Below are 19,860 nucleotides of genomic sequence, written 5' to 3'. Positions count from 1 at the left end.
AGCCGGGAGGGACGCGCTTGTGACTGACACATACATGGAGATTCAAGAAGAGCTGCAATTGATGAAACGAGAACTACAGGAGCGACTAGCAAAGGAAGAGACGTATGCGTATGATGTAGAATTTGGACAGGAATTTTTAGGTATAGATAATACTAATGGGAAAAATAAATTATTATTGCATGATATGAGAGAAGATTTAAAAGATGTAGAGCGAGCACTTTTGAAAATGGAAATTGGTATGTATGGGATTTGTGAAGAAACAGGGCAAAGAATGACGCTTAGACAATTAAAGGCTATGCCAACAGCACGTACAGTTTATGAATGTTTTTATGAAAAAGTAAAAACAATTTAAAGACAACAATATTATATTACCTATTTCATTTTATTTTATGCTCCCATGCGATGCTTCATTGTGAAAACATAGCAGCTATGCTAAAATTTTGAGGTACACTGTCATTGTGGGGGAAACGAAAATGATATATTATTTGATAGCATTATTTGTGATTGTCATTGATCAAGTATCAAAATGGATTATCGTAAAGGAAATGGAGTATGGCCAGAGCATTCCGATTATTGATAATGTGCTATACATAACGTCTCACCGTAATACTGGGGCTGCATGGGGCATTTTAGAAAATAGAATGTGGTTCTTTTATGTTATCACAGTCATCTTTGTTATTTTTATTGTGATTTATATGCAAAAATATGCAAAGACAGACAAGCTTCTCGGCATTTCGCTTGGACTTATTCTAGGCGGAGCAATTGGTAATTTTATTGATCGTGTATTCCGAAAAGAAGTTGTTGATTTTATTCATACGTATATTTTCTCATACAACTTCCCGGTATTTAACATTGCAGATTCGGCATTATGTGTTGGTGTTATGTTAATTATTATTCAAACATTACTAGAAGGAAAGAAAACAAAGGAGTAAATAATGAGCGAAGTAGTGCAAGTAACAGTTACAGAAGAGCAAAAAAACGAACGGATTGATAAATTTGTTGCAGGGGTGAACAATGAATGGTCGCGTTCACAAGTACAACAATGGATTAAAGATGGTGTTGTAACCGTAAATGGAAAAGACATCAAAGGGAACTATAAAGTAAAAACAAATGATGAAATTACAGTTACCATTCCAGAACCAGAATCATTAGATATTCTTCCAGAAGATATGAATTTAGAGATTTATTATGAGGATAGTGATGTACTTGTCGTAAATAAGCCGCGTGGCATGGTTGTACACCCTGCGCCAGGTCATACGAGCGGTACGCTAGTGAACGGTTTAATGTATCACTGTAAAGATTTATCGGGTATTAACGGTGTAATGCGCCCAGGAATTGTGCACCGCATTGATAAAGATACCTCTGGATTATTGATGGTGGCAAAAAATGATATGGCACATGAAGCACTTGTAAATCAGCTTGTGGCAAAAACAGTGACAAGACGCTACCAAGCCATTGTTCATGGTGTTATTCCGCATGATAAAGGAACGGTTGATGCGCCAATTGGACGCGATAAACAAGACCGTCAAAGTATGACTGTTGAGGAAAATGGAAAACATGCTGTAACTCATTTCCGTGTATTAGAACGTTTTAATAATTTCACTCATGTGGAATGTCAACTGGAAACAGGTCGTACGCATCAAATTCGTGTACATATGAAATATATTGGGTACCCACTTGCAGGTGACCCGAAATATGGTCCAAAGAAAACATTTGATATAAATGGTCAAGCATTACATGCAGGTATTTTAGGTTTCGTTCACCCGCGCACAGGTGAATATTTAGAATTTGAAGCACCAATTCCACAAATTTTTGCAGATCTTTTGGATGAATTGCGAAAATAATATTGACAATCGTTATAAAAACTGCAATAATAACAGCAGTTGAATAAGTCCTTTAACACAGCCCCGTGAGGTTGAGAAGGTAACGGTTTGAAATACGTAGGGTACGTATACCCTTTTTCAAAAAATCCTCTCGCACACGACGAGAGGATTTTTTTATACCATTCCTCTCATGCAAGAAAAAAGCCTGGAGGTGAAGAACGTGAAAGAAAAAGCAGTGGTACTAGATGATCAAATGATTCGCCGTGCTTTAACACGCATTAGTCACGAAATTGTAGAACGTAATAAGGGTGTTGAAAATTGTGTTTTAGTTGGGATTAAAACACGCGGTATTTTTATCGCACAGCGCTTAGCGGAACGAATTAGTCAAATTGAAGGGAAAGAGATGGCAGTTGGTGAATTAGACATTACATTATATCGTGATGATTTAACGCTGCAATCAAAAGATAAAGAACCGCTTGTAAAAGGTTCAGATATTCCTGTTGACATTACAAATAAAAAAGTTATCCTCGTTGATGACGTATTATATACAGGAAGAACAGTAAGAGCTGCCATGGATGCATTAATGGATATCGGTAGACCATCGCAAATTCAGTTAGCTGTTCTTGTAGATAGAGGTCATCGTGAACTACCAATTCGCGCTGATTATGTAGGGAAAAACATTCCAACATCAAGCGAAGAGCGTATTGAAGTAGGACTTCAAGAAACAGACAAACAAGATCGAGTAAGCATATACGAAAAATAAAGCCCTTTTAAATGTAGTCCTGTGAGGCTGCCAAAGGGTCTTGGCTTTCATATGTCTAATTTGACATACGAAAGTATAGGACTCTTTGCGCATAGGGCGCAAAGAGTTTTTTTATTGCAAGTTTTCAACATTGGAGGAGATAATAATGGAGCAAAAGCCAGTGTTAGACATTCATGAAGTACCGAAACCAGGAAAATGGTTGTTGTTAAGTATACAACATTTATTTGCTATGTTCGGAGCAACGGTGCTTGTTCCATTTTTAACTGGACTAAGCCCAGCAGTTGCTTTAATTTCGAGCGGAATAGGAACATTAGCATTCCTGTTAATCACGAAAGGGCAAGTTCCAGCTTACCTCGGATCATCATTTGCATTTATTACGCCTATTATTACAGTAAAAACAGCAGGCGGCCCAGGAGCAGCAATGCTGGGTGGAATGCTAGCAGGACTTGTTTACATGTTGATTGCACTTGCGATTAAAAAATCTGGATCTAACTGGATTATGAAGCTTTTACCACCAATCGTCGTAGGTCCAGTCGTTATGGTAATTGGACTTTCACTTGCGAATGTAGCAGTAGGCATGGCAATGAATAATGCAGATGGAAAGTATAGTTTTACACACTTTTCAGTTGCACTCGTAACATTAGCAATTACAATCATCTGCACAATCTTTGGAAGAGGATTTTTCAGTATCATACCAGTTTTAATAGGAATCATAGGCGGTTACATCTTTGCTTACTTCCAAGGTTTAGTTGATTTAAAACCAGTAATAGAAGCGAAATGGTTTGCTGTACCAGATTTCGTAGTACCATTTGTCACATATACACCGGAATTTTCGTGGAAAATAGCATTAGTAATGATACCTGTTGCAATCGTTACAGTTTCAGAACATATTGGACATCAAATTGTACTTGGAAATGTTGTGAATAAAGACTTAATTGAAAAACCAGGTTTACATCGCTCTATTATGGGAGACGGAATTGCAACATTTATTGCTTCACTAATTGGAGGGCCGCCAAATACGACTTACGGTGAAAATATTGGGGTGCTTGCAATTACAAGAGCATACAGTGTATATTTATTCGTCGGATCAGCAATATTTGCAATCATGTTCGGATTCATTGGTAAAATCTCAGCTCTTATTCATTCGATCCCAACACCAGTTATGGGAGGAGTTTCAATCTTACTATTCGGTGTTATCGCATCAAGCGGTTTACGCATGATGGTAGATGAGAAAACAGATTTAGGTGATAAACGAAACTTAGTAATAGCATCAGTCATACTTGTAATTGGCATCGGCGGTGCCGTGCTTCATATCGGTCAATCATTCCAAGTAGAAGGCATGGCTCTTGCAGCAATTGTAGGGGTAATCCTAAACTTAGTACTACCTGAACTGAAACAACAAAAACAACAAAAACAATCAAAGCAAATTGCTTCATAAAGGCAACTTTTTAATTCAGTCCTGTGAGACGGAAAAGGATGTGTAGTTTGTTACACCCTAGTCTCAAATGGTTAGGGTATTTTTATGCAGTTATTGTTATATAAATACAAAGGTGTTAAGATAAAAATCAGAAAGATGAGGGATGACAATGAACCATTTGTTAACGATGAGTGAATTATCGGAGCAGGAGATTTCAGAAATCCTAAAAGATGCAGAAGATTTCGCGAGTGGAAAAGGAATAAGAACGACAGAGCAAACGTTTGTTGCAAACTTATTCTTTGAGAATAGTACGAGAACACGTTTTAGCTTTGAAGTAGCAGAGAAGCGATTAGGGCTTGATGTTCTGAACTTCTCAGCAGAGTCTTCTAGCGTACAAAAAGGAGAAACACTATACGATACGATAAGAACACTCGAATCAATCGGAACAAAAGCAGTAGTCATCCGCCATCAACAAGATCGCTACTTCGATGAGCTAAAGGATCAAGTAAACATTCCAATCTTGAATGCTGGAGATGGATGTGGAAATCATCCAACGCAATGTCTTCTAGATCTTCTAACAATTAAACAAGAGTTTGGAAGATTTGAAGGAGTAAAGATTGCGATTGTTGGAGATATTCGCCATAGCCGAGTAGCACGTTCTAATGCTGAAGCTTTAACAAAACTAGGAGCAACGATTTACTTTGCTAGTCCTGAAGAGTGGAAAGATGAAACGAACACATTTGGAACATACAAAAGTTTAGATGAGCTTGTTCCAGAAGTTGATGTGATGATGTTACTTCGTGTGCAACATGAACGTCATGATCATTATGAAACAGATATCATGAAACAGTATCATGAGCAACACGGATTAACAATTGAACGAGAAAAGCGTATGAAACAGGGAAGCATTATTATGCATCCAGCTCCTGTAAATCGTGATGTAGAAATTGCAAGTGAACTCGTAGAGTGTGAGCGTTCACGCATATTCAAACAGATGGAAAACGGAGTTTACGTAAGAATGGCTGTACTAAAACGCGCATTACCAAATGTATTAGGAGGAATGAAACATGAACTATTTGTTTAAAAATGGACGTTATTTGAATGAAGAAGGAAAAATCGTAGCAACAGATCTTCTCGTACAAGACGGTAAAATTGCGAAAGTAGCAGAAAATATTACGGCAGATCATGCTGAAGTAATCGATGTAAACGGAAAATTAATTGCACCTGGATTAGTAGATGTACACGTTCATCTTCGTGAACCAGGTGGTGAGCATAAAGAAACAATTGAAACAGGTACACTTGCAGCAGCAAAAGGTGGATTTACAACAATTTGCGCAATGCCAAATACACGTCCAGTACCAGACAGCAGAGAACATATGGAAGACTTGCAAAAACGAATTAAAGAAAAAGCACATGTAAATGTATTGCCGTATGGAGCGATTACAGTACGCCAGGCAGGTTCTGAAATGACAGACTTTGAAACATTAAAAGAACTTGGAGCATTCGCGTTTACTGATGATGGCGTAGGCGTACAAGATGCAAGCATGATGCTGGCAGCGATGAAGCGTGCAGCAAAATTAAATATGGCAGTTGTTGCACACTGTGAAGAAAATACGCTTATTAATAAAGGTTGTGTACATGAAGGGAAGTTTTCTGAGAAGCACGGCTTAAACGGTATCCCATCAGTATGTGAATCTGTACATATTGCCCGGGACATATTACTTGCAGAAGCAGCAGGTTGTCACTATCACGTATGTCACGTAAGTACAAAAGGATCTGTACGTGTGATTCGTGATGCAAAGCGTGCTGGAATTAAAGTAACAGCAGAAGTAACACCGCATCACTTAGTACTATGTGAAGATGATATCCCATCGGTTGATCCAAACTTTAAAATGAACCCACCGCTTCGAGGAAAAGAAGACCATGAAGCATTAATTGAAGGATTACTAGATGGAACAATCGACATAATTGCAACAGATCATGCACCGCATGCAGCAGAAGAAAAAGCACAAGGTATTGAAAGAGCGCCATTTGGAATTACTGGTTTTGAAACAGCATTCCCATTACTATATACAAACCTTGTGAAAAAGGGAATTATCACATTAGAACAGTTAATTCAATTCTTAACAGAAAAACCAGCTGACACATTCGGTTTAGAAGCAGGCCGACTGCAAGAAGGAAGAGCAGCTGATATTACAATTATTGATTTAGAACAAGAAGAAGAGATTGACCCAGCAACATTCTTATCAAAAGGAAAAAATACGCCATTTGCAGGTTGGAAGTGCCAAGGATGGCCGGTTATGACATTAGTTAGCGGTAAGATCGCATGGCAAAAGGAGAGTGCATTAGTATGAAAAGACAGCTTATCTTAGAAGATGGAACAGTATTAATTGGAAAAGGCTTTGGCGGAGAAATTGAAAAATCAGGTGAAGTCGTATTTACAACAGGGATGACGGGATATCAAGAGACATTATCTGATCCATCATATTGCGGTCAAATCGTAACATTTACGTATCCATTAATCGGAAATTACGGTATTAATCGTGATGATTTTGAATCAATTCATCCATCTGTAAATGGTTTAATAGTAAACGAAATTTGTGATCACCCATCTAACTTCCGTAATGAAATTTCGTTAGATGAGTATTTAAAAGAAAGAAACATTCCAGGATTAGCAGGGATTGATACAAGAAAATTAACACGAAAAATTCGTCAATATGGAACTTTACGCGGACGTCTTTGCGACATGGATGCGGATGTAGAGTACATCGTTAGCCAATTAAAAGCGACAGTCTTTACAGATCATGTGAAACACGTTTCAACAAAAGATCCATATCCAAGTCCAGGCCGCGGCCATCGCGTTGTACTTGTAGACTTCGGTATGAAGCATGGTATTTTACGAGAACTAAATAAACGTGATTGTGATGTAATTGTTGTACCATACAATACAACGGCTGAAGAGATTTTACGCCTTAGCCCAGATGGAATTATGTTAAGTAATGGACCTGGGGATCCAAAAGATGTACCAGAAGCAATTGAAATGCTAAAAGGCATTATCGGAAAAGTACCATTATTCGGGATTTGCCTTGGACATCAATTGTTCGCTCTAGCATCTGGTGCAAATACAAGCAAGTTAAAATTCGGTCACCGTGGTTTAAATCATCCAGTAAAGAATCTTGCAACTGGAAAAGTAGCCATTACTTCTCAAAACCATGGTTACGCAGTAGAAGAAGAGTCAGTTAAAAGTACAGATCTTGAGATTACACATGTAGCTTTAAATGATGGAACAGTAGAAGGTCTTCGTCATACGAAGTTCCCAGCATTTACAGTACAATACCATCCAGAAGCTTCAGCAGGGCCAGAAGATGCAAATGATTTATTCGAAGATTTCTTAACAATGATTGAAAACTTCAAGAAAGAAGGGGAAGAGTTATGCCAAAACGCCTAGACATTAACACAATTTTAGTAATCGGATCAGGACCAATTGTAATTGGGCAAGCAGCGGAGTTTGATTACTCTGGTACACAAGCTTGTCAATCTCTTAAAGAGGAAGGTTACAAAGTAATCCTTGTTAACTCTAACCCAGCAACAATTATGACAGATACTGCAACAGCAGATAAAGTATACATTGAGCCATTAACATTAGAATTCGTAAGCCGTATTATTCGTAAAGAACGCCCAGATGCAATCCTGCCGACACTAGGCGGACAAACGGGACTAAATATGGCTGTTGAACTTGCAAAATCAGGCGTACTAGAAGAGTGCGGAGTTGAAATTTTAGGAACGAAATTATCAGCAATTGAGCAAGCGGAAGATCGTGATTTATTCCGTACATTAATGCAAGATTTAAATGAACCAACACCACCAAGTGAAATTATTCATAACCTTGATGAAGCATATGAGTTTGTAAAAGAAATCGGTTATCCAGTAATCGTTCGTCCAGCATTCACATTAGGGGGAACGGGCGGTGGTATTTGCCATAACGAAGAAGAGTTAATTGAAATCGTAACAAGTGGTTTAAAACATAGCCCAGTAACACAATGTTTATTAGAGAAAAGTATTGCTGGCTGTAAGGAAATTGAATATGAAGTAATGCGTGATTCAAATGATAACGCAATCGTAGTATGTAACATGGAAAATATTGATCCAGTTGGAGTTCACACAGGTGATTCTATCGTTGTAGCACCGAGCCAAACGTTAAGTGACCGTGAATATCAAATGTTACGTAACACATCATTAAGAATTATTCGTGCATTAGGAATTGAAGGTGGATGTAACGTTCAGCTTGCACTTGATCCACATAGCTTCCAATACTATGTAATCGAAGTAAACCCACGTGTAAGTCGTTCATCTGCACTAGCATCTAAAGCAACTGGATATCCAATTGCGAAATTAGCAGCGAAAATTGCAGTCGGCTTAACATTAGATGAAATTGTAAACCCAGTAACACAAAAAACATACGCTTGTTTCGAGCCAGCATTAGACTATGTTGTTTCAAAAATTCCACGTTGGCCATTTGATAAGTTTGAATCAGCGAACAGAACGCTTGGTACACAGATGAAGGCAACTGGTGAGGTTATGTCAATCGGACGTAACTTAGAGGAATCCTTATTAAAAGCGGTTCGTTCTTTAGAGCTTGGTATTTATCACCTAGAGTTAGATCACTTAAAAGAGCTTGATAAAGAAACGATGAAAAAACGCATTATTAAAGCAGATGATGAGCGTCTGTTCGTTGTAGCAGAAGCAATTCGTCAAGGTGTAACGAAAGAAGAAATTAATGCATGGTGTGAAATGGACTTCTTCTTCTTACAAAAAGTTGAAAACATCGTAAACATGGAACGTAAAGTTAAAAACCATGTAGGCGATATGGAAGTGCTGCAAGAAGCAAAAGAAATGGGCTTCAGTGATCATTACATCGCAGCTGCTTGGAACAAAACAGAGCGTGAAATTTATGAAACACGTAAAGAAAACAGTATGACGCCAGTATTTAAAATGGTAGATACTTGTGCGGCAGAGTTTGAATCTGCAACACCGTATTACTACAGCACATACGCTGATGAAAATGAATCAATTGTAACAGATCGTAAGAGTGTAGTTGTACTAGGATCTGGTCCAATCCGTATCGGTCAAGGTGTTGAGTTTGACTACGCAACAGTTCACTCTGTATGGGCAATTAAAGAAGCTGGATATGAAGCAATTATCATTAACAATAACCCAGAAACAGTTTCAACAGACTTCAGTATTTCGGACAAATTATACTTTGAACCATTAACAATCGAAGATGTAATGCACATCATTGATTTAGAACAGCCAGAAGGTGTTATCGTTCAATTTGGTGGACAAACGGCAATTAACTTAGCGGCGAAATTAGAAGAACACGGTGTGAAAATTTTAGGAACATCACTTGAAGATCTAGACCGTGCAGAAGATCGTGATAAATTCGAAGCTGCATTAACACAGCTTGGTATCCCGCAGCCAGTTGGTAAAACAGCAACAACTGTAGAACAAGCGGTAGCAATCGCTGAAGAAATTGGTTACCCGGTATTAGTAAGACCATCTTACGTACTAGGTGGACGTGCGATGGAAATCGTATATCGTCAAGAAGAACTACTGCACTACATGAAAAATGCAGTTAAAGTTCATGCAGATCATCCGGTACTAATTGACCGCTATATGGTTGGTAAAGAAATTGAAGTAGATGCAATTTCAGACGGTGAAAATGTGTTCATTCCAGGTATTATGGAACATATTGAACGCGCAGGTGTTCACTCCGGTGACTCAATTGGAGTATACCCACCGCAAAGCTTATCTGCAAAACTGAAAGAACAAATTATTGAAAATACAATTGCACTTGGAAGAGGATTAAACATTGTTGGATTATTAAATATCCAGTTTGTAGTATTCAAAGATGAAGTGTATGTAATTGAGGTAAACCCACGTGCGAGTCGTACAGTACCATTCTTAAGTAAAATTACAGGTGTACCGATGGCGAATATCGCAACAAAAGTTATTTTAGGTCAAAATCTTGTAGAACAAGGATATGGAACTGGCTATCACCCAGAAGAGAATGAAGTGTATGTAAAAGCTCCAGTATTCTCATTTGCAAAACTACGTTCTGTTGATACAACATTAGGGCCTGAAATGAAATCAACAGGGGAAGTAATGGGTAAAGACCTAACACTTGAAAAAGCATTATACAAAGGGCTAGTTGCTTCTGGAATTAACATTCCAACGCATGGATCAGTAATCATTACTGTAGCGGATAAAGATAAAGAAGAAGCGATGGAAATTGCAAAACGCTTCCATGAAATCGGCTATAACTTATTAGCAACAGCAGGAACAGCACAATCGTTAACAGAGCAAAACATTCCGGTGCAAGTTGTAAACAAAATTGATTCTGAAGACTACAACTTACTTGATATTATCCGTCAAGGAAAAGCACAGTTTGTTATCAATACATTAACAAAAGGAAAACAGCCAGCGCGTGATGGTTTCCGTATTCGCCGTGAATCTGTAGAAAATGGAGTAGCATGCTTAACATCACTAGATACAACAAGAGCAATCTTACGTGTACTAGAATCCATGACATTTTCAGCTCACGCAATGAAAGAATTTGCGCCAACTGAGCGTCACGAGGTGGTACGTGCATGATGCAAAAGCAAAATATGATCGTCGTTAACCAAAAAGAAATCGCAAAAAATATTTATGAACTAGTGCTTCAAGGTGATCTTGTACAGCAAATGAACGAACCAGGGCAGTTTGTACACATTAAAGTAGCAGAAGGCATTGCGCCTCTGCTGCGCCGCCCAATTAGTATTTGTAATGTTGATCAAGAAAATAACGAGTTTACAATGCTATATCGTGCGGAAGGACAAGGAACAAAAACATTAGCAAAGAAAAAACAAGGTGAACTTGTAGACGTATTAGGACCACTAGGTCATGGATTTCCTGTAGAAGAAGCAGAAGCAGGGCAAATGGCTCTTTTAGTAGGGGGCGGAATTGGTGTGCCACCACTTTATGAGTTATCACAACGCCTTGTTGCAAAAGGAGTACGTGTCATTCACATCTTAGGTTTCCAAACAAAAGATGTTGTCTTCTACGAAGAGAAATTTGCAGAGCTTGGCGATACGTATGTTGCAACAGTCGACGGTACACATGGTACAAAAGGATTTGTAACAGATGTAATCGATACGTATGGAATTGACTTTGACATTTTATACTCATGTGGACCTTTAGCAATGCTTCGTGCATTAGAAGGCCGCTATAAAGAGAAAAAAGCCTACATTTCACTAGAGGAACGTATGGGTTGTGGTATTGGAGCGTGTTTCGCATGTGTATGCCACTTGCAAGAAGATCCAAGTGGACATTCTTACAAGAAGGTGTGTAGTGACGGACCAGTATTTCCAATCGGGGAGGTTGTACTATGAACAGATTGCAAGTTGAATTACCAGGATTATCATTAAAGAATCCAATTATCCCAGCATCTGGTTGCTTCGGGTTTGGTCGTGAGTATGCGCAGTTTTATGATTTAAGTGTACTTGGATCAATCATGATTAAAGCAACAACGGAACAACCTCGTTATGGAAATCCAACACCTCGTGTTGCCGAAACACCAGGCGGAATGCTAAATGCAATCGGGCTTCAAAACCCGGGGTTAGAGAAGGTAATGACGTCTGAATTACCATGGTTAGAGCAATTTGATCTTCCGATTATTGCGAACGTTGCGGGCTCACAAGCTGAGGATTATGTAGCAGTAGCAAAGGAAATTTCGAAAGCTCCAAATGTTCATGCGTTAGAGTTAAATATTTCTTGTCCAAACGTAAAAACGGGTGGTATCGCTTTTGGTACAGTTCCAGAAATTGCTGCTGATTTAACGAAGCGAGTAAAAGAGGTTTCTGAAGTGCCGGTATATGTGAAATTGTCACCGAACGTGGCAAACATTGTAGAGATTGCAAAAGCAATTGAAAACGCTGGTGCGGACGGATTAACGATGATTAATACATTGCTTGGCATGCGTTTAGATTTAAAAACAGCAAAACCAATTTTAGCAAACCGTACAGGTGGACTATCTGGCCCAGCGATTAAGCCGGTGGCAATTCGTATGGTGCACGAAGTGAGTCAAGCTGTGAACATTCCAATTATCGGAATGGGTGGTATTGAATCAGCGGAAGATGTAATTGAGTTCTTCTACGCTGGTGCAAGTGCAGTAGCAGTTGGAACAGCAAACTTCGTTGACCCATTTGTATGTCCAACAATTATTGAAGAATTACCAGCACTTTTAGATGAATTAGGATTTGAACACATTTCGGAATGTCAAGGAAGGAGCTGGAAGCAAACATGTCACAATCTTTAATTATTGCACTGGATTTTCCAGGTAAAGCAGAGGTAGAACAGTTTTTAAGTCACTTTGAAGGGGAACGATTATTTGTCAAAGTTGGTATGGAACTGTTTTACAAAGAGGGACCTGCGATTATTACGTACTTAAAAGAAAAAGGACATCAAATCTTTTTAGATTTGAAGCTTCATGATATTCCGAACACAGTGAAAAGCGCGATGCGTAATTTAGCTAGTTTAGATGTTGATATGGTAAACGTTCATGCTGCTGGGGGAAGCAGTATGATGAAAGCGGCGCTTGAGGGATTAGAGGAAGGTAAGAAAGAAGGAAAAGAGAGACCGATTTGTATTGCAGTTACACAACTAACAAGTACATCGGAAGAAGTAATGAAAAAAGAGATCGGCATTGAGAAAACGTTAGAAGAAGCGGTTGCTCATTATGCGAAATTAACGAAAGAAAGCGGTCTGGACGGCGTTGTTTGTTCAACGCTGGAAGTACCAAAATTGCGTGAAGTATGCGGAGATGCTTTCGTAACAGTAACACCGGGGATTCGTCTTGCAAGTGATGATGTAAATGACCAAGTACGCGTAGCGACGCCTAAACGTGCGCGTGAACTAGGCTCTAGTTATATCGTAGTAGGACGTAGTATTACAAAAGCAGAAAATCCGCGCGCAGCGTATCAAATTGTAAAAGAACAGTGGGAGGGTGTAACAGTATGAAAAAACAAATCGCATCTCATTTATTAGATATTGGAGCAGTATTTTTACAACCCAATGATCCATTTACATGGTCTTCTGGAATGAAATCACCAATTTATTGTGATAATCGTTTAACATTATCATACCCAGAAGTACGTCAAGCGATTGCAGCAGGGTTAGAAGAATTAATTCAAACACACTTCGGGGCTGTTGAGGTTATTGCAGGAACAGCGACAGCAGGTATTGCACATGCTGCTTGGGTAAGCGATCGTATGAACTTACCAATGTGTTATGTACGCAGTAAAGCAAAAGGTCATGGTAAAGGAAACCAAATCGAAGGTAAAGCAGAAAAAGGCCAAAAAGTTGTTGTAGTAGAAGATTTAATCTCAACTGGTGGCAGTGCAATTACTTGTGTAGAGGCACTTCGCGAAGCAGGCTGTGAAGTATTAGGAATCGTATCAATCTTCACATACGAACTTGAAGCAGGAAAAGAAAAATTAGCAGCAGCAAACGTTGCATCATACTCTTTAAGCGACTACAGTGCACTTACAGAAGTAGCAGCAGAAAAAGGTATGATCGGTGAAGCTGAAACGAAAAAACTACAAGAATGGCGCAAAAATCCAGCTGATGAGGCTTGGATTACAGCATAATAATAAAGAAAGCACGACCGCGGGGGGAAACTCGGTCGTGTTTTTTTATGCAATTATACGATTATTGCTTTTTATCTACCTCCCTATTTCCTTTTACAAATAATAGCGTCATATAAGAAACAAGAAACGAAAAAATACTATACATCCCTACCCAAAAGAAAAATGATCGATTAAATAATGTTACTGCTACAATAAGAAAAATCGCAAATGTAATAATAGGCATTATATAATACGTCTTTGTAATTCGTGTACCCATAACAGAAAAAATAAAGACAAGTAACGGACAAATAAATAATGTGAATATAAATTCACTCATGCGCTGTCCTCTTTTCCTATAAGTTTGTTATTTTCCTGTTAAACGTTTTTCTGCACTCGTTTCTTTTCCCTCTAATCGCTTCGTAAATGTATTACGCCAGCTTTCTGATAAAGAATCAACTGCTAATATGCTTTGTATTCCTTCTATATTATGTTTATCATGGTGCATCATTTCATTTGCGAAGGCAATTGTTATATGATGTTCATTTTGTTCTATTCGTTTAATTTCATCAGAAGGGGAAACGGTTCCTTCTTCTAATACTCGTACGTAAAAACCAGTGAAGCCTGTGTTTTGAACAAGAAGGGGGAAATCTTTTCTATGATAGCGATATGCTAGCTTATAACAAGGTTGTCTTGGCTGCGTTACTTGTACGAATGCTTCTCCTATTTTATATATATTGCCAATACATACATCAGATTCTAGTAATCCTGTAATTGTTAAATTTTCTCCAAATGCTCCATATGGAAGCTGTTGTGATAACTCTTTTTCCCAATATGGATAATGTTCAAATGCATATACACAAACAGCTTTATCTTTACCGCCGTGGTGTTTCAAATCCGCTTGCCCATCCCCTTCAAAGTTGAGTAATGATAAATATAAAGGTTTATTAACACTTTCTTTAAACAGACCTGTTTCAATTTCTTTCCCTTGAAACTGTAATTTTTGCGGTGTTCCGATATTGAGGGAAATGATGTGTGGCATAAGTATCGCACCCTTCTGTTATATATATGGTTTATATTACCATAAATAATCTGGAGAATTACGGATTTCATGTAGTATTCTCAAACATAGTTTTGATGAGAAACTATGTTTGAGAATGGAGTATAAGAGAAACATCACTACAATCGTTGTTACAATGAGCCTGATAATAACCCGAAAAAGTAGCTATTGTTAACAGAAAATTACAGGAATAAAAAATATTGATTTTTTGTTACATTTATTATAAGATACTTTATAAGTAAATAAGATAAGCGATGAATGGAATAAAGTAGTGTATGTTCTCCCTGTTAAAGAGAGCTGGCGGTTGGTGTAAGTCAGTACAAAGAACAGCATGAATTACAGTCCAGGAGCATCTTCTTCGAGCGAATTGTAAGGGGAAGACGGTGAAGAGCCGTTATAGAGAATGAAGAGATTGACATATAAAGTTTGTCAATAATTAGGGTGGTACCGCGAATAAAATCGTCCCTACTGATTAATTTCAGTAGGGATTTTTGTATTTTCATAACAACTAAATAATAGATAAGCGATGAATGGAATAAAGTAGTGTATGTTCTCCCTGTTAAAGAGAGCTGACGGTTGGTGTAAGTCAGTACAAAGAACAGCATGAATTACAGTCCAGGAGCATCTTCTTCGAGCGAATTGTAAGGGGAAGACGGTGAAGAGCCGTTATAGAGAATGAAGAGATTGGCATATAGAGTTTGTCAATAATTAGGGTGGTACCGCGAATAAAATCGTCCCTACTGATTAATTTCAGTAGGGATTTTTGTATTTTCATAACAACTAAATAATAGATAAGCGATGAATGGAATAAAGTAGTGTATGTTCTCCCTGTTAAAGAGAGCTGACGGTTGGTGTAAGTCAGTACAAAGAACAGCATGAATTACAATCCAGGAGCATCTTCTTCGAGCGAATTGTAAGGGGAAGACGGTGAAGAGCCGTTATAGAGAATGAAGAGATTGGCATATAGAGTTTGTCAATAATTAGGGTGGTACCGCGAATAAAATCGTCCCTACTGATTAATTTCAGTAGGGATTTTTTATTTGCTTTTAAAAGTAGAAGTATCTAAATGAAGGATTGATGATTATGTTTTTAGGAGGTTTATAGGCCTTTATTTTTAAAAATTTGATTTAGATAAAATCAATTCATTCACCAAGTCAAAATGGTGTTGTAAAGGAGGTGAATAGCCATGGAAGATGGCTATTACTATGTAACATTACTTGCAAAACAATTAAAAAAATTAGGAACAGAAAGAGGAAAAAAGAATGAAGAAAGATGGCTTAAAAAAAGAGTTATTACCTAGACATGTTCAATTTTTAGCGTTAGCGGGAATGATTGGTACGGGCATTTTCAAAGGGAGTGGAGATACTCTAGGGATTGCCGGGCCTGGTGTAATTGTTTCGTACTTACTTGGTGGATTATTAATGATGATTGTTATGGTGGCTTTAGCTGAAATGGCTGTTGTTTATCCAAATCATAATGTTCAACATTTAGTTCATAAGGCTTTTGGATTTCATGTATCATTTGTAGTTGGATGGCTATACTGGATTAACTGGACACTTGTTACAATTGTAGAAATATTAGCGGCAGGCTCTTTTTTACAATTTTGGTTTTCAAATGTACCTCTTTGGTTATTAAGTGCTATTTGTGCGCTTTTAGTTGTGGGGATTAACAGCTTTCAGGTAAAATTCTATGGCGAAATGGAATTTTGGTTTGCTAGTATAAAAATTCTAGCACTGGTATTATTCATCCTTTTAGGTGGAGCAGTCTTATTCGGACTAACGAGTTTTGCTCCATCGACACCAACGGAACATTTATTTGGTCATGGGGGATTCTTTCCAAATGGTATTAAAGGGGTATTTAGTGCTTGTTTTATTGTAATGTTCTCATTTGGAGGATCTGAGTTAATAGGGGTAGCAATTTCTGAAACAAAAGACGTTGAAAAGGTTTTACCTAAAGTGATAAAGGGTGTTGTTTGGCGCGTTATCATATTTTATATCTTGCCCATTACAATTATTGCTGGATTAATACCTTGGAATCAAGTTGCAGGAAATGAAAGTCCATTTATACAAGTAATGAATGCCATTGGTATCCCAGGTGTTGCACATATCATGAATTTTGTTTTATTAACTGCAGTTCTTTCAGCTGCGAATTCAGGAGTTTTTGCTACTTCTAGAACAATGGTTGCGTTAGCTGAAAAAGGAGAAGCTCCAAAAATATTGAAAAAAACTGCGAAATCAGGTGCACCAATTATTGCAATCTTTTTGAATGGCTTATTATTATTGATAGGTGCAGGGCTAGCATTCTTTGCTCCAGATAGTATTATTGGAACAATGATGACAATTCCAGGATTTACAATGTTATTGCTTTGGCTAAGCATTTGCTTTGCGCAACTTAAATTACGCCCTAATTATTCAACAATGCCTAATTTTAAAATGAGTTTTTTTCCAACTACGACTATTATTGGAATCGTGGGATTATGTATTATTTTCATAGGTTCAACGTTTAGTAATGGAATTTCAGTCGGAACAGTGGTTTGTTTTACAACTTTAGCAATTTTAATTGGTTTTGCTTTACTTAAAGGACGGAATAGAAAGAAAGAAGACACACAATTAAAGCATATAAGTTAAATTCATGAGGGCAATAAGTATAGCCTATTTTAAAACTTGATAGGGTAGGGACATTAATCCAATAACCATCAGAGCACGCTTCTATTGAATAGGTGTGCTCTGTCATGTTTGAAGATAAAGAGTGTGAATCTGGGGCAAAAAAAAGTATATAATTTCATTTACCAAAATAAAAATGTCTTTTACTTAAATGAAAGAAAGTGAAACTTCCATCAATGGGGGCTTCATTCCCCACTGATGGAAAGCTCTCACCAATCGGAATCGTATTGCTAAAAAGTAGCGGGATAAATCAAAGTCATAATAAAAAGATGTACTACTTCACGTATACAGTAATACATCTTTTTGTATATTATTTTACGGAATGAGCTTGTTGCATCTTTTTAATAATTCGAATTTGTCCACGATGACTCAATTCATCTTCAAACACATGAAACCATTTAAAATAATTATTTGCTGACTTACCTTCCCAAAATGGAGTTGTTTTAAATAACCATTCGTTTGGAAGGGATTGGAATGTGTCGATGGTTTTATTGCGTACTTCTTGTAATGTGTTAATGTAGAAGTCTAATGATTGGTTTTTAATTTGTTGGCGACCAAGATTCCCTAGTTCAACGCCTGGTAACCAGCGTTCTAGTTCTTCCTCTGTTGGTTCTCTGTCTTCGAACGTATGAATTTGATAATAAAATTCAATAGCCGCCATGTGATATAGAAGCATACCAATTGAATTTGCGTTTTCATCATATAAATAGTCTAATTCTTCAATTGTTAAATCTTGAACAGCACGTAGTGTCGAGAAGCGTGCATAGTTCATCATAGAAACAAGTTTAGAAAAATCATCGCTTAATCCGTCAATCTTATCAATTAAAAATAAATTTTCCATTACAATCCTCCTGTTATGAAATACAACCTTTTAATTTAGTTCTCGAAATAGGAGGAGATTCCTGTTTTTATATAAAATAAAGTGAGACTTCGATCAGTAGGGGCTTCATCTCGAGACTATTTTCTTCGTTTTCTCTGAATCTTGAGATGGGGGTCTTACTGCCCGCAAATAGCGAGATAAAACGAAAGCACCTCTATAATTCGTATTTTTGAGGTGAACCCAAAAAGTTAGACACATATTTTAAGCAACTAATGAGGAATGCGTTCTGTATTGTACAGGACTCATTCCTTTTAATTTTGTTTTAATTCGGTCATGATTGTAGTAGTGAATATATTTTTCTAATTCTAATTTAAAATGTTCCATACTTTCGAACTCTTGTAAGTAGAGTAATTCAGACTTTAATAAGCCAAAGAAATTTTCGATGACTGCGTTATCTAAACAATTCCTTTTACGAGACATACTTTGTGTAATTCCTTTTTCTTTCAATACATGTTGGTATTCCTTCATTTGATAGTGCCATCCTTGATCCGAGTGGAGGATAGGAAATTCACCATTTTTTAATTGTTGAAAAGCCTTATTCAACATCTTTGAGACTAATGGGTAAACAGGACGTTTCTCTATGTTATACGCAATAATTTCACCATTATATAAATCAAGTATCGGGGATAAATACAACTTCTCACCATGTATGTGGAATTCTGTCACATCTGTAACCCATTTCTCATTTGGTTTCGTTGCTCCAAAATCACGTTTTAGTATGTTTGGTGCAATATTACCAACTTTCCCACGATATGAGCGATACTTCTTCATACGGACAAGAGATTTTAAATTCATTTCGCTCATTAAGCGACGAACTGTTTTGTGATTTAATATGATACCTTGATTGCGTAATGTCCATGTAATACGACGATAGCCATATCGACCTTGGTGCTTATGAAAAATCTGTTGGATCATTTCTTTCACTTCGTGATATTTATCTGGGCAATCCATTCGTTTCACCCAGTAATAATAGGTACTGCGCGGAATATCAGCGACTTTTACTAAGTCAATGATTTTAAATTCGTGCCTCAACTCATAAATTATTTGCGCTTTGTCTTGTTCTGTGACTTTTCCTTTTCTTGAATTAAGGCATGTAACTTTTTTAAATACGCATTCTCCATACGTAATCTCTCAATTTCCGCTTTTAATGCTTCTTCTGATCCTTCTACTTGTTGATTGTTCTCTGGCTTCTTTTTCATAGGTGGACGCCCCTTTTCCTTTGGTTGAAGAGCGTCAATCCCTTGTGTTTCAAATAAATGTTTCCACTTCCACACAGTGCTAGAAGTAGGAATATTAAATACCGTAGTAGCTTCTGCGATGGACGCTCCCATCTCGCTTATAAATTTAAGTACGTCCATTTTAAACTCAACAGAGTAATTTGTATATGTCTTTTGAAGACCTGCCAATCCATGTTTTTTAAACTTAGCTACCCATTTTTTTAACATCGTCATATCTACACAATGTTTTTGAGCTATATCTTTAAAGGATTCTACGCTGTTAAGATAATCGGTAACGGCAGATAACTTGGTTTCTAAAGAGTATCTTGTCATAAAAAAACTGCACCTCCAATTGTTAGACTGTGTCTAACAATTGGG

Annotated in this window: 18 protein-coding genes and 3 other annotated features; of the genes, 14 read left to right on the top strand and 4 right to left on the bottom strand. The window is 37.5% G+C overall.

Features of this window, described 5'->3' with window-relative positions; genetic code table 11:
• Window positions 1-19 precede the first annotated feature (19 nt).
• The 13 genes from AB1284_RS14660 (at window position 20) to pyrE (ending at window position 13,686) form a co-directional block, all read left to right on the top strand.
• The gene (locus tag AB1284_RS14660; RefSeq protein ID WP_429754149.1) at window positions 20-352 is read left to right on the top strand and encodes a molecular chaperone DnaK; all 333 of its coding nucleotides are present in this window, start codon (window positions 20-22) and stop codon (window positions 350-352) included.
• 121 nt (window positions 353-473) lie between these two features.
• Entirely contained in the window at window positions 474-932 is a 459-nt protein-coding gene (gene lspA / locus AB1284_RS14655) for a signal peptidase II (protein WP_336483176.1), read from the top strand.
• 3 nt (window positions 933-935) lie between these two features.
• Complete coding sequence (locus AB1284_RS14650) at window positions 936-1,844, top strand: RluA family pseudouridine synthase (protein ID WP_429754150.1); 909 nt, start codon at window positions 936-938, stop codon at window positions 1,842-1,844.
• Window positions 1,845-2,043: 199 nt separating this feature from the next.
• On the top strand, window positions 2,044-2,586 hold the full coding sequence (gene pyrR, locus AB1284_RS14645; protein WP_336483174.1) for a bifunctional pyrimidine operon transcriptional regulator/uracil phosphoribosyltransferase: 543 nt from the start codon (window positions 2,044-2,046) through the stop codon (window positions 2,584-2,586).
• Between the two features lie 145 nt (window positions 2,587-2,731).
• A complete protein-coding gene (locus tag AB1284_RS14640; protein ID WP_429754151.1) occupies window positions 2,732-4,024 on the top strand; it encodes a solute carrier family 23 protein in 1,293 nt (430 codons plus the stop codon).
• 148 nt (window positions 4,025-4,172) lie between these two features.
• Complete coding sequence (gene pyrB / locus AB1284_RS14635; RefSeq protein WP_429754152.1) at window positions 4,173-5,087, top strand: aspartate carbamoyltransferase; 915 nt, start codon at window positions 4,173-4,175, stop codon at window positions 5,085-5,087.
• On the top strand, window positions 5,071-6,357 hold the full coding sequence (gene pyrC, locus AB1284_RS14630; RefSeq protein ID WP_429754153.1) for a dihydroorotase: 1,287 nt from the start codon (window positions 5,071-5,073) through the stop codon (window positions 6,355-6,357). Before pyrB ends, pyrC begins: the two co-directional genes overlap by 17 nt.
• Window positions 6,354-7,451: a carbamoyl phosphate synthase small subunit gene (locus AB1284_RS14625; protein WP_429754154.1), complete on the top strand. Its 1,098-nt coding sequence runs from the start codon at window positions 6,354-6,356 to the stop codon at window positions 7,449-7,451. Before pyrC ends, AB1284_RS14625 begins: the two co-directional genes overlap by 4 nt.
• On the top strand, window positions 7,436-10,654 hold the full coding sequence (gene carB / locus AB1284_RS14620; protein ID WP_429754155.1) for a carbamoyl-phosphate synthase large subunit: 3,219 nt from the start codon (window positions 7,436-7,438) through the stop codon (window positions 10,652-10,654). The genes AB1284_RS14625 and carB overlap by 16 nt, the downstream gene beginning before the upstream one ends.
• Window positions 10,651-11,430: a dihydroorotate oxidase B electron transfer subunit gene (gene pyrK / locus AB1284_RS14615; RefSeq protein WP_429754156.1), complete on the top strand. Its 780-nt coding sequence runs from the start codon at window positions 10,651-10,653 to the stop codon at window positions 11,428-11,430. The genes carB and pyrK overlap by 4 nt, the downstream gene beginning before the upstream one ends.
• The gene (gene pyrD, locus AB1284_RS14610) at window positions 11,427-12,356 is read left to right on the top strand and encodes a dihydroorotate oxidase B catalytic subunit (RefSeq protein WP_098305512.1); all 930 of its coding nucleotides are present in this window, start codon (window positions 11,427-11,429) and stop codon (window positions 12,354-12,356) included. The genes pyrK and pyrD overlap by 4 nt, the downstream gene beginning before the upstream one ends.
• Window positions 12,341-13,057 carry an orotidine-5'-phosphate decarboxylase gene (gene pyrF / locus AB1284_RS14605; RefSeq protein ID WP_429754157.1) on the top strand — a complete coding sequence of 239 codons (717 nt, stop codon included), beginning with the start codon at window positions 12,341-12,343 and terminating at the stop codon, window positions 13,055-13,057. The genes pyrD and pyrF overlap by 16 nt, the downstream gene beginning before the upstream one ends.
• Window positions 13,054-13,686, top strand: a complete 633-nt coding sequence (gene pyrE / locus AB1284_RS14600; protein WP_429754158.1) for an orotate phosphoribosyltransferase — start codon at window positions 13,054-13,056, stop codon at window positions 13,684-13,686. The genes pyrF and pyrE overlap by 4 nt, the downstream gene beginning before the upstream one ends.
• Window positions 13,687-13,747: 61 nt before the next feature.
• Here pyrE and AB1284_RS14595 read toward each other — a convergent pair whose 3' ends face one another.
• The gene (locus tag AB1284_RS14595) at window positions 13,748-14,002 is read right to left on the bottom strand and encodes a YbeF family protein (protein WP_429754159.1); all 255 of its coding nucleotides are present in this window, start codon (window positions 14,000-14,002) and stop codon (window positions 13,748-13,750) included.
• A gap of 27 nt (window positions 14,003-14,029) precedes the next feature.
• A complete protein-coding gene (locus AB1284_RS14590) occupies window positions 14,030-14,704 on the bottom strand; it encodes an MOSC domain-containing protein (RefSeq protein ID WP_429754160.1) in 675 nt (224 codons plus the stop codon).
• A gap of 263 nt (window positions 14,705-14,967) precedes the next feature.
• Window positions 14,968-15,192: a binding site (T-box leader), on the top strand.
• Window positions 15,193-15,239: 47 nt separating this feature from the next.
• Window positions 15,240-15,464 (top strand) — a binding site (T-box leader).
• Window positions 15,465-15,511: 47 nt separating this feature from the next.
• Window positions 15,512-15,736, top strand: a binding site (T-box leader).
• Between the two features lie 248 nt (window positions 15,737-15,984).
• Between AB1284_RS14590 and AB1284_RS14585 the strand changes: the two genes are divergently transcribed.
• Window positions 15,985-17,349 carry an amino acid permease gene (locus AB1284_RS14585; protein ID WP_429754161.1) on the top strand — a complete coding sequence of 455 codons (1,365 nt, stop codon included), beginning with the start codon at window positions 15,985-15,987 and terminating at the stop codon, window positions 17,347-17,349.
• A gap of 346 nt (window positions 17,350-17,695) precedes the next feature.
• Here AB1284_RS14585 and AB1284_RS14580 read toward each other — a convergent pair whose 3' ends face one another.
• Both AB1284_RS14580 and AB1284_RS14575 read right to left on the bottom strand, forming a co-directional pair.
• Complete coding sequence (locus tag AB1284_RS14580) at window positions 17,696-18,226, bottom strand: DinB family protein (RefSeq protein ID WP_429754162.1); 531 nt, start codon at window positions 18,224-18,226, stop codon at window positions 17,696-17,698.
• Window positions 18,227-18,466: 240 nt separating this feature from the next.
• Window positions 18,467-19,815, bottom strand: a protein-coding gene (locus AB1284_RS14575) for an IS3 family transposase (protein ID WP_429754163.1) whose coding sequence is annotated in 2 segments (ribosomal slippage) — window positions 18,467-19,359 and window positions 19,359-19,815 — 1,350 coding nt in all. Because the reading frame shifts where the segments join, the coding sequence is not laid out codon by codon here.
• Window positions 19,816-19,860: the final 45 nt, after the last annotated feature.

The organism is Bacillus sp. S2(2024) (assembly GCF_050474045.1).
Classification (GTDB): Bacteria; Bacillota; Bacilli; order Bacillales; family Bacillaceae_G; genus Bacillus_A; species Bacillus_A yunxiaonensis.
This window is presented reverse-complemented; position numbering and strand designations above follow the sequence as displayed.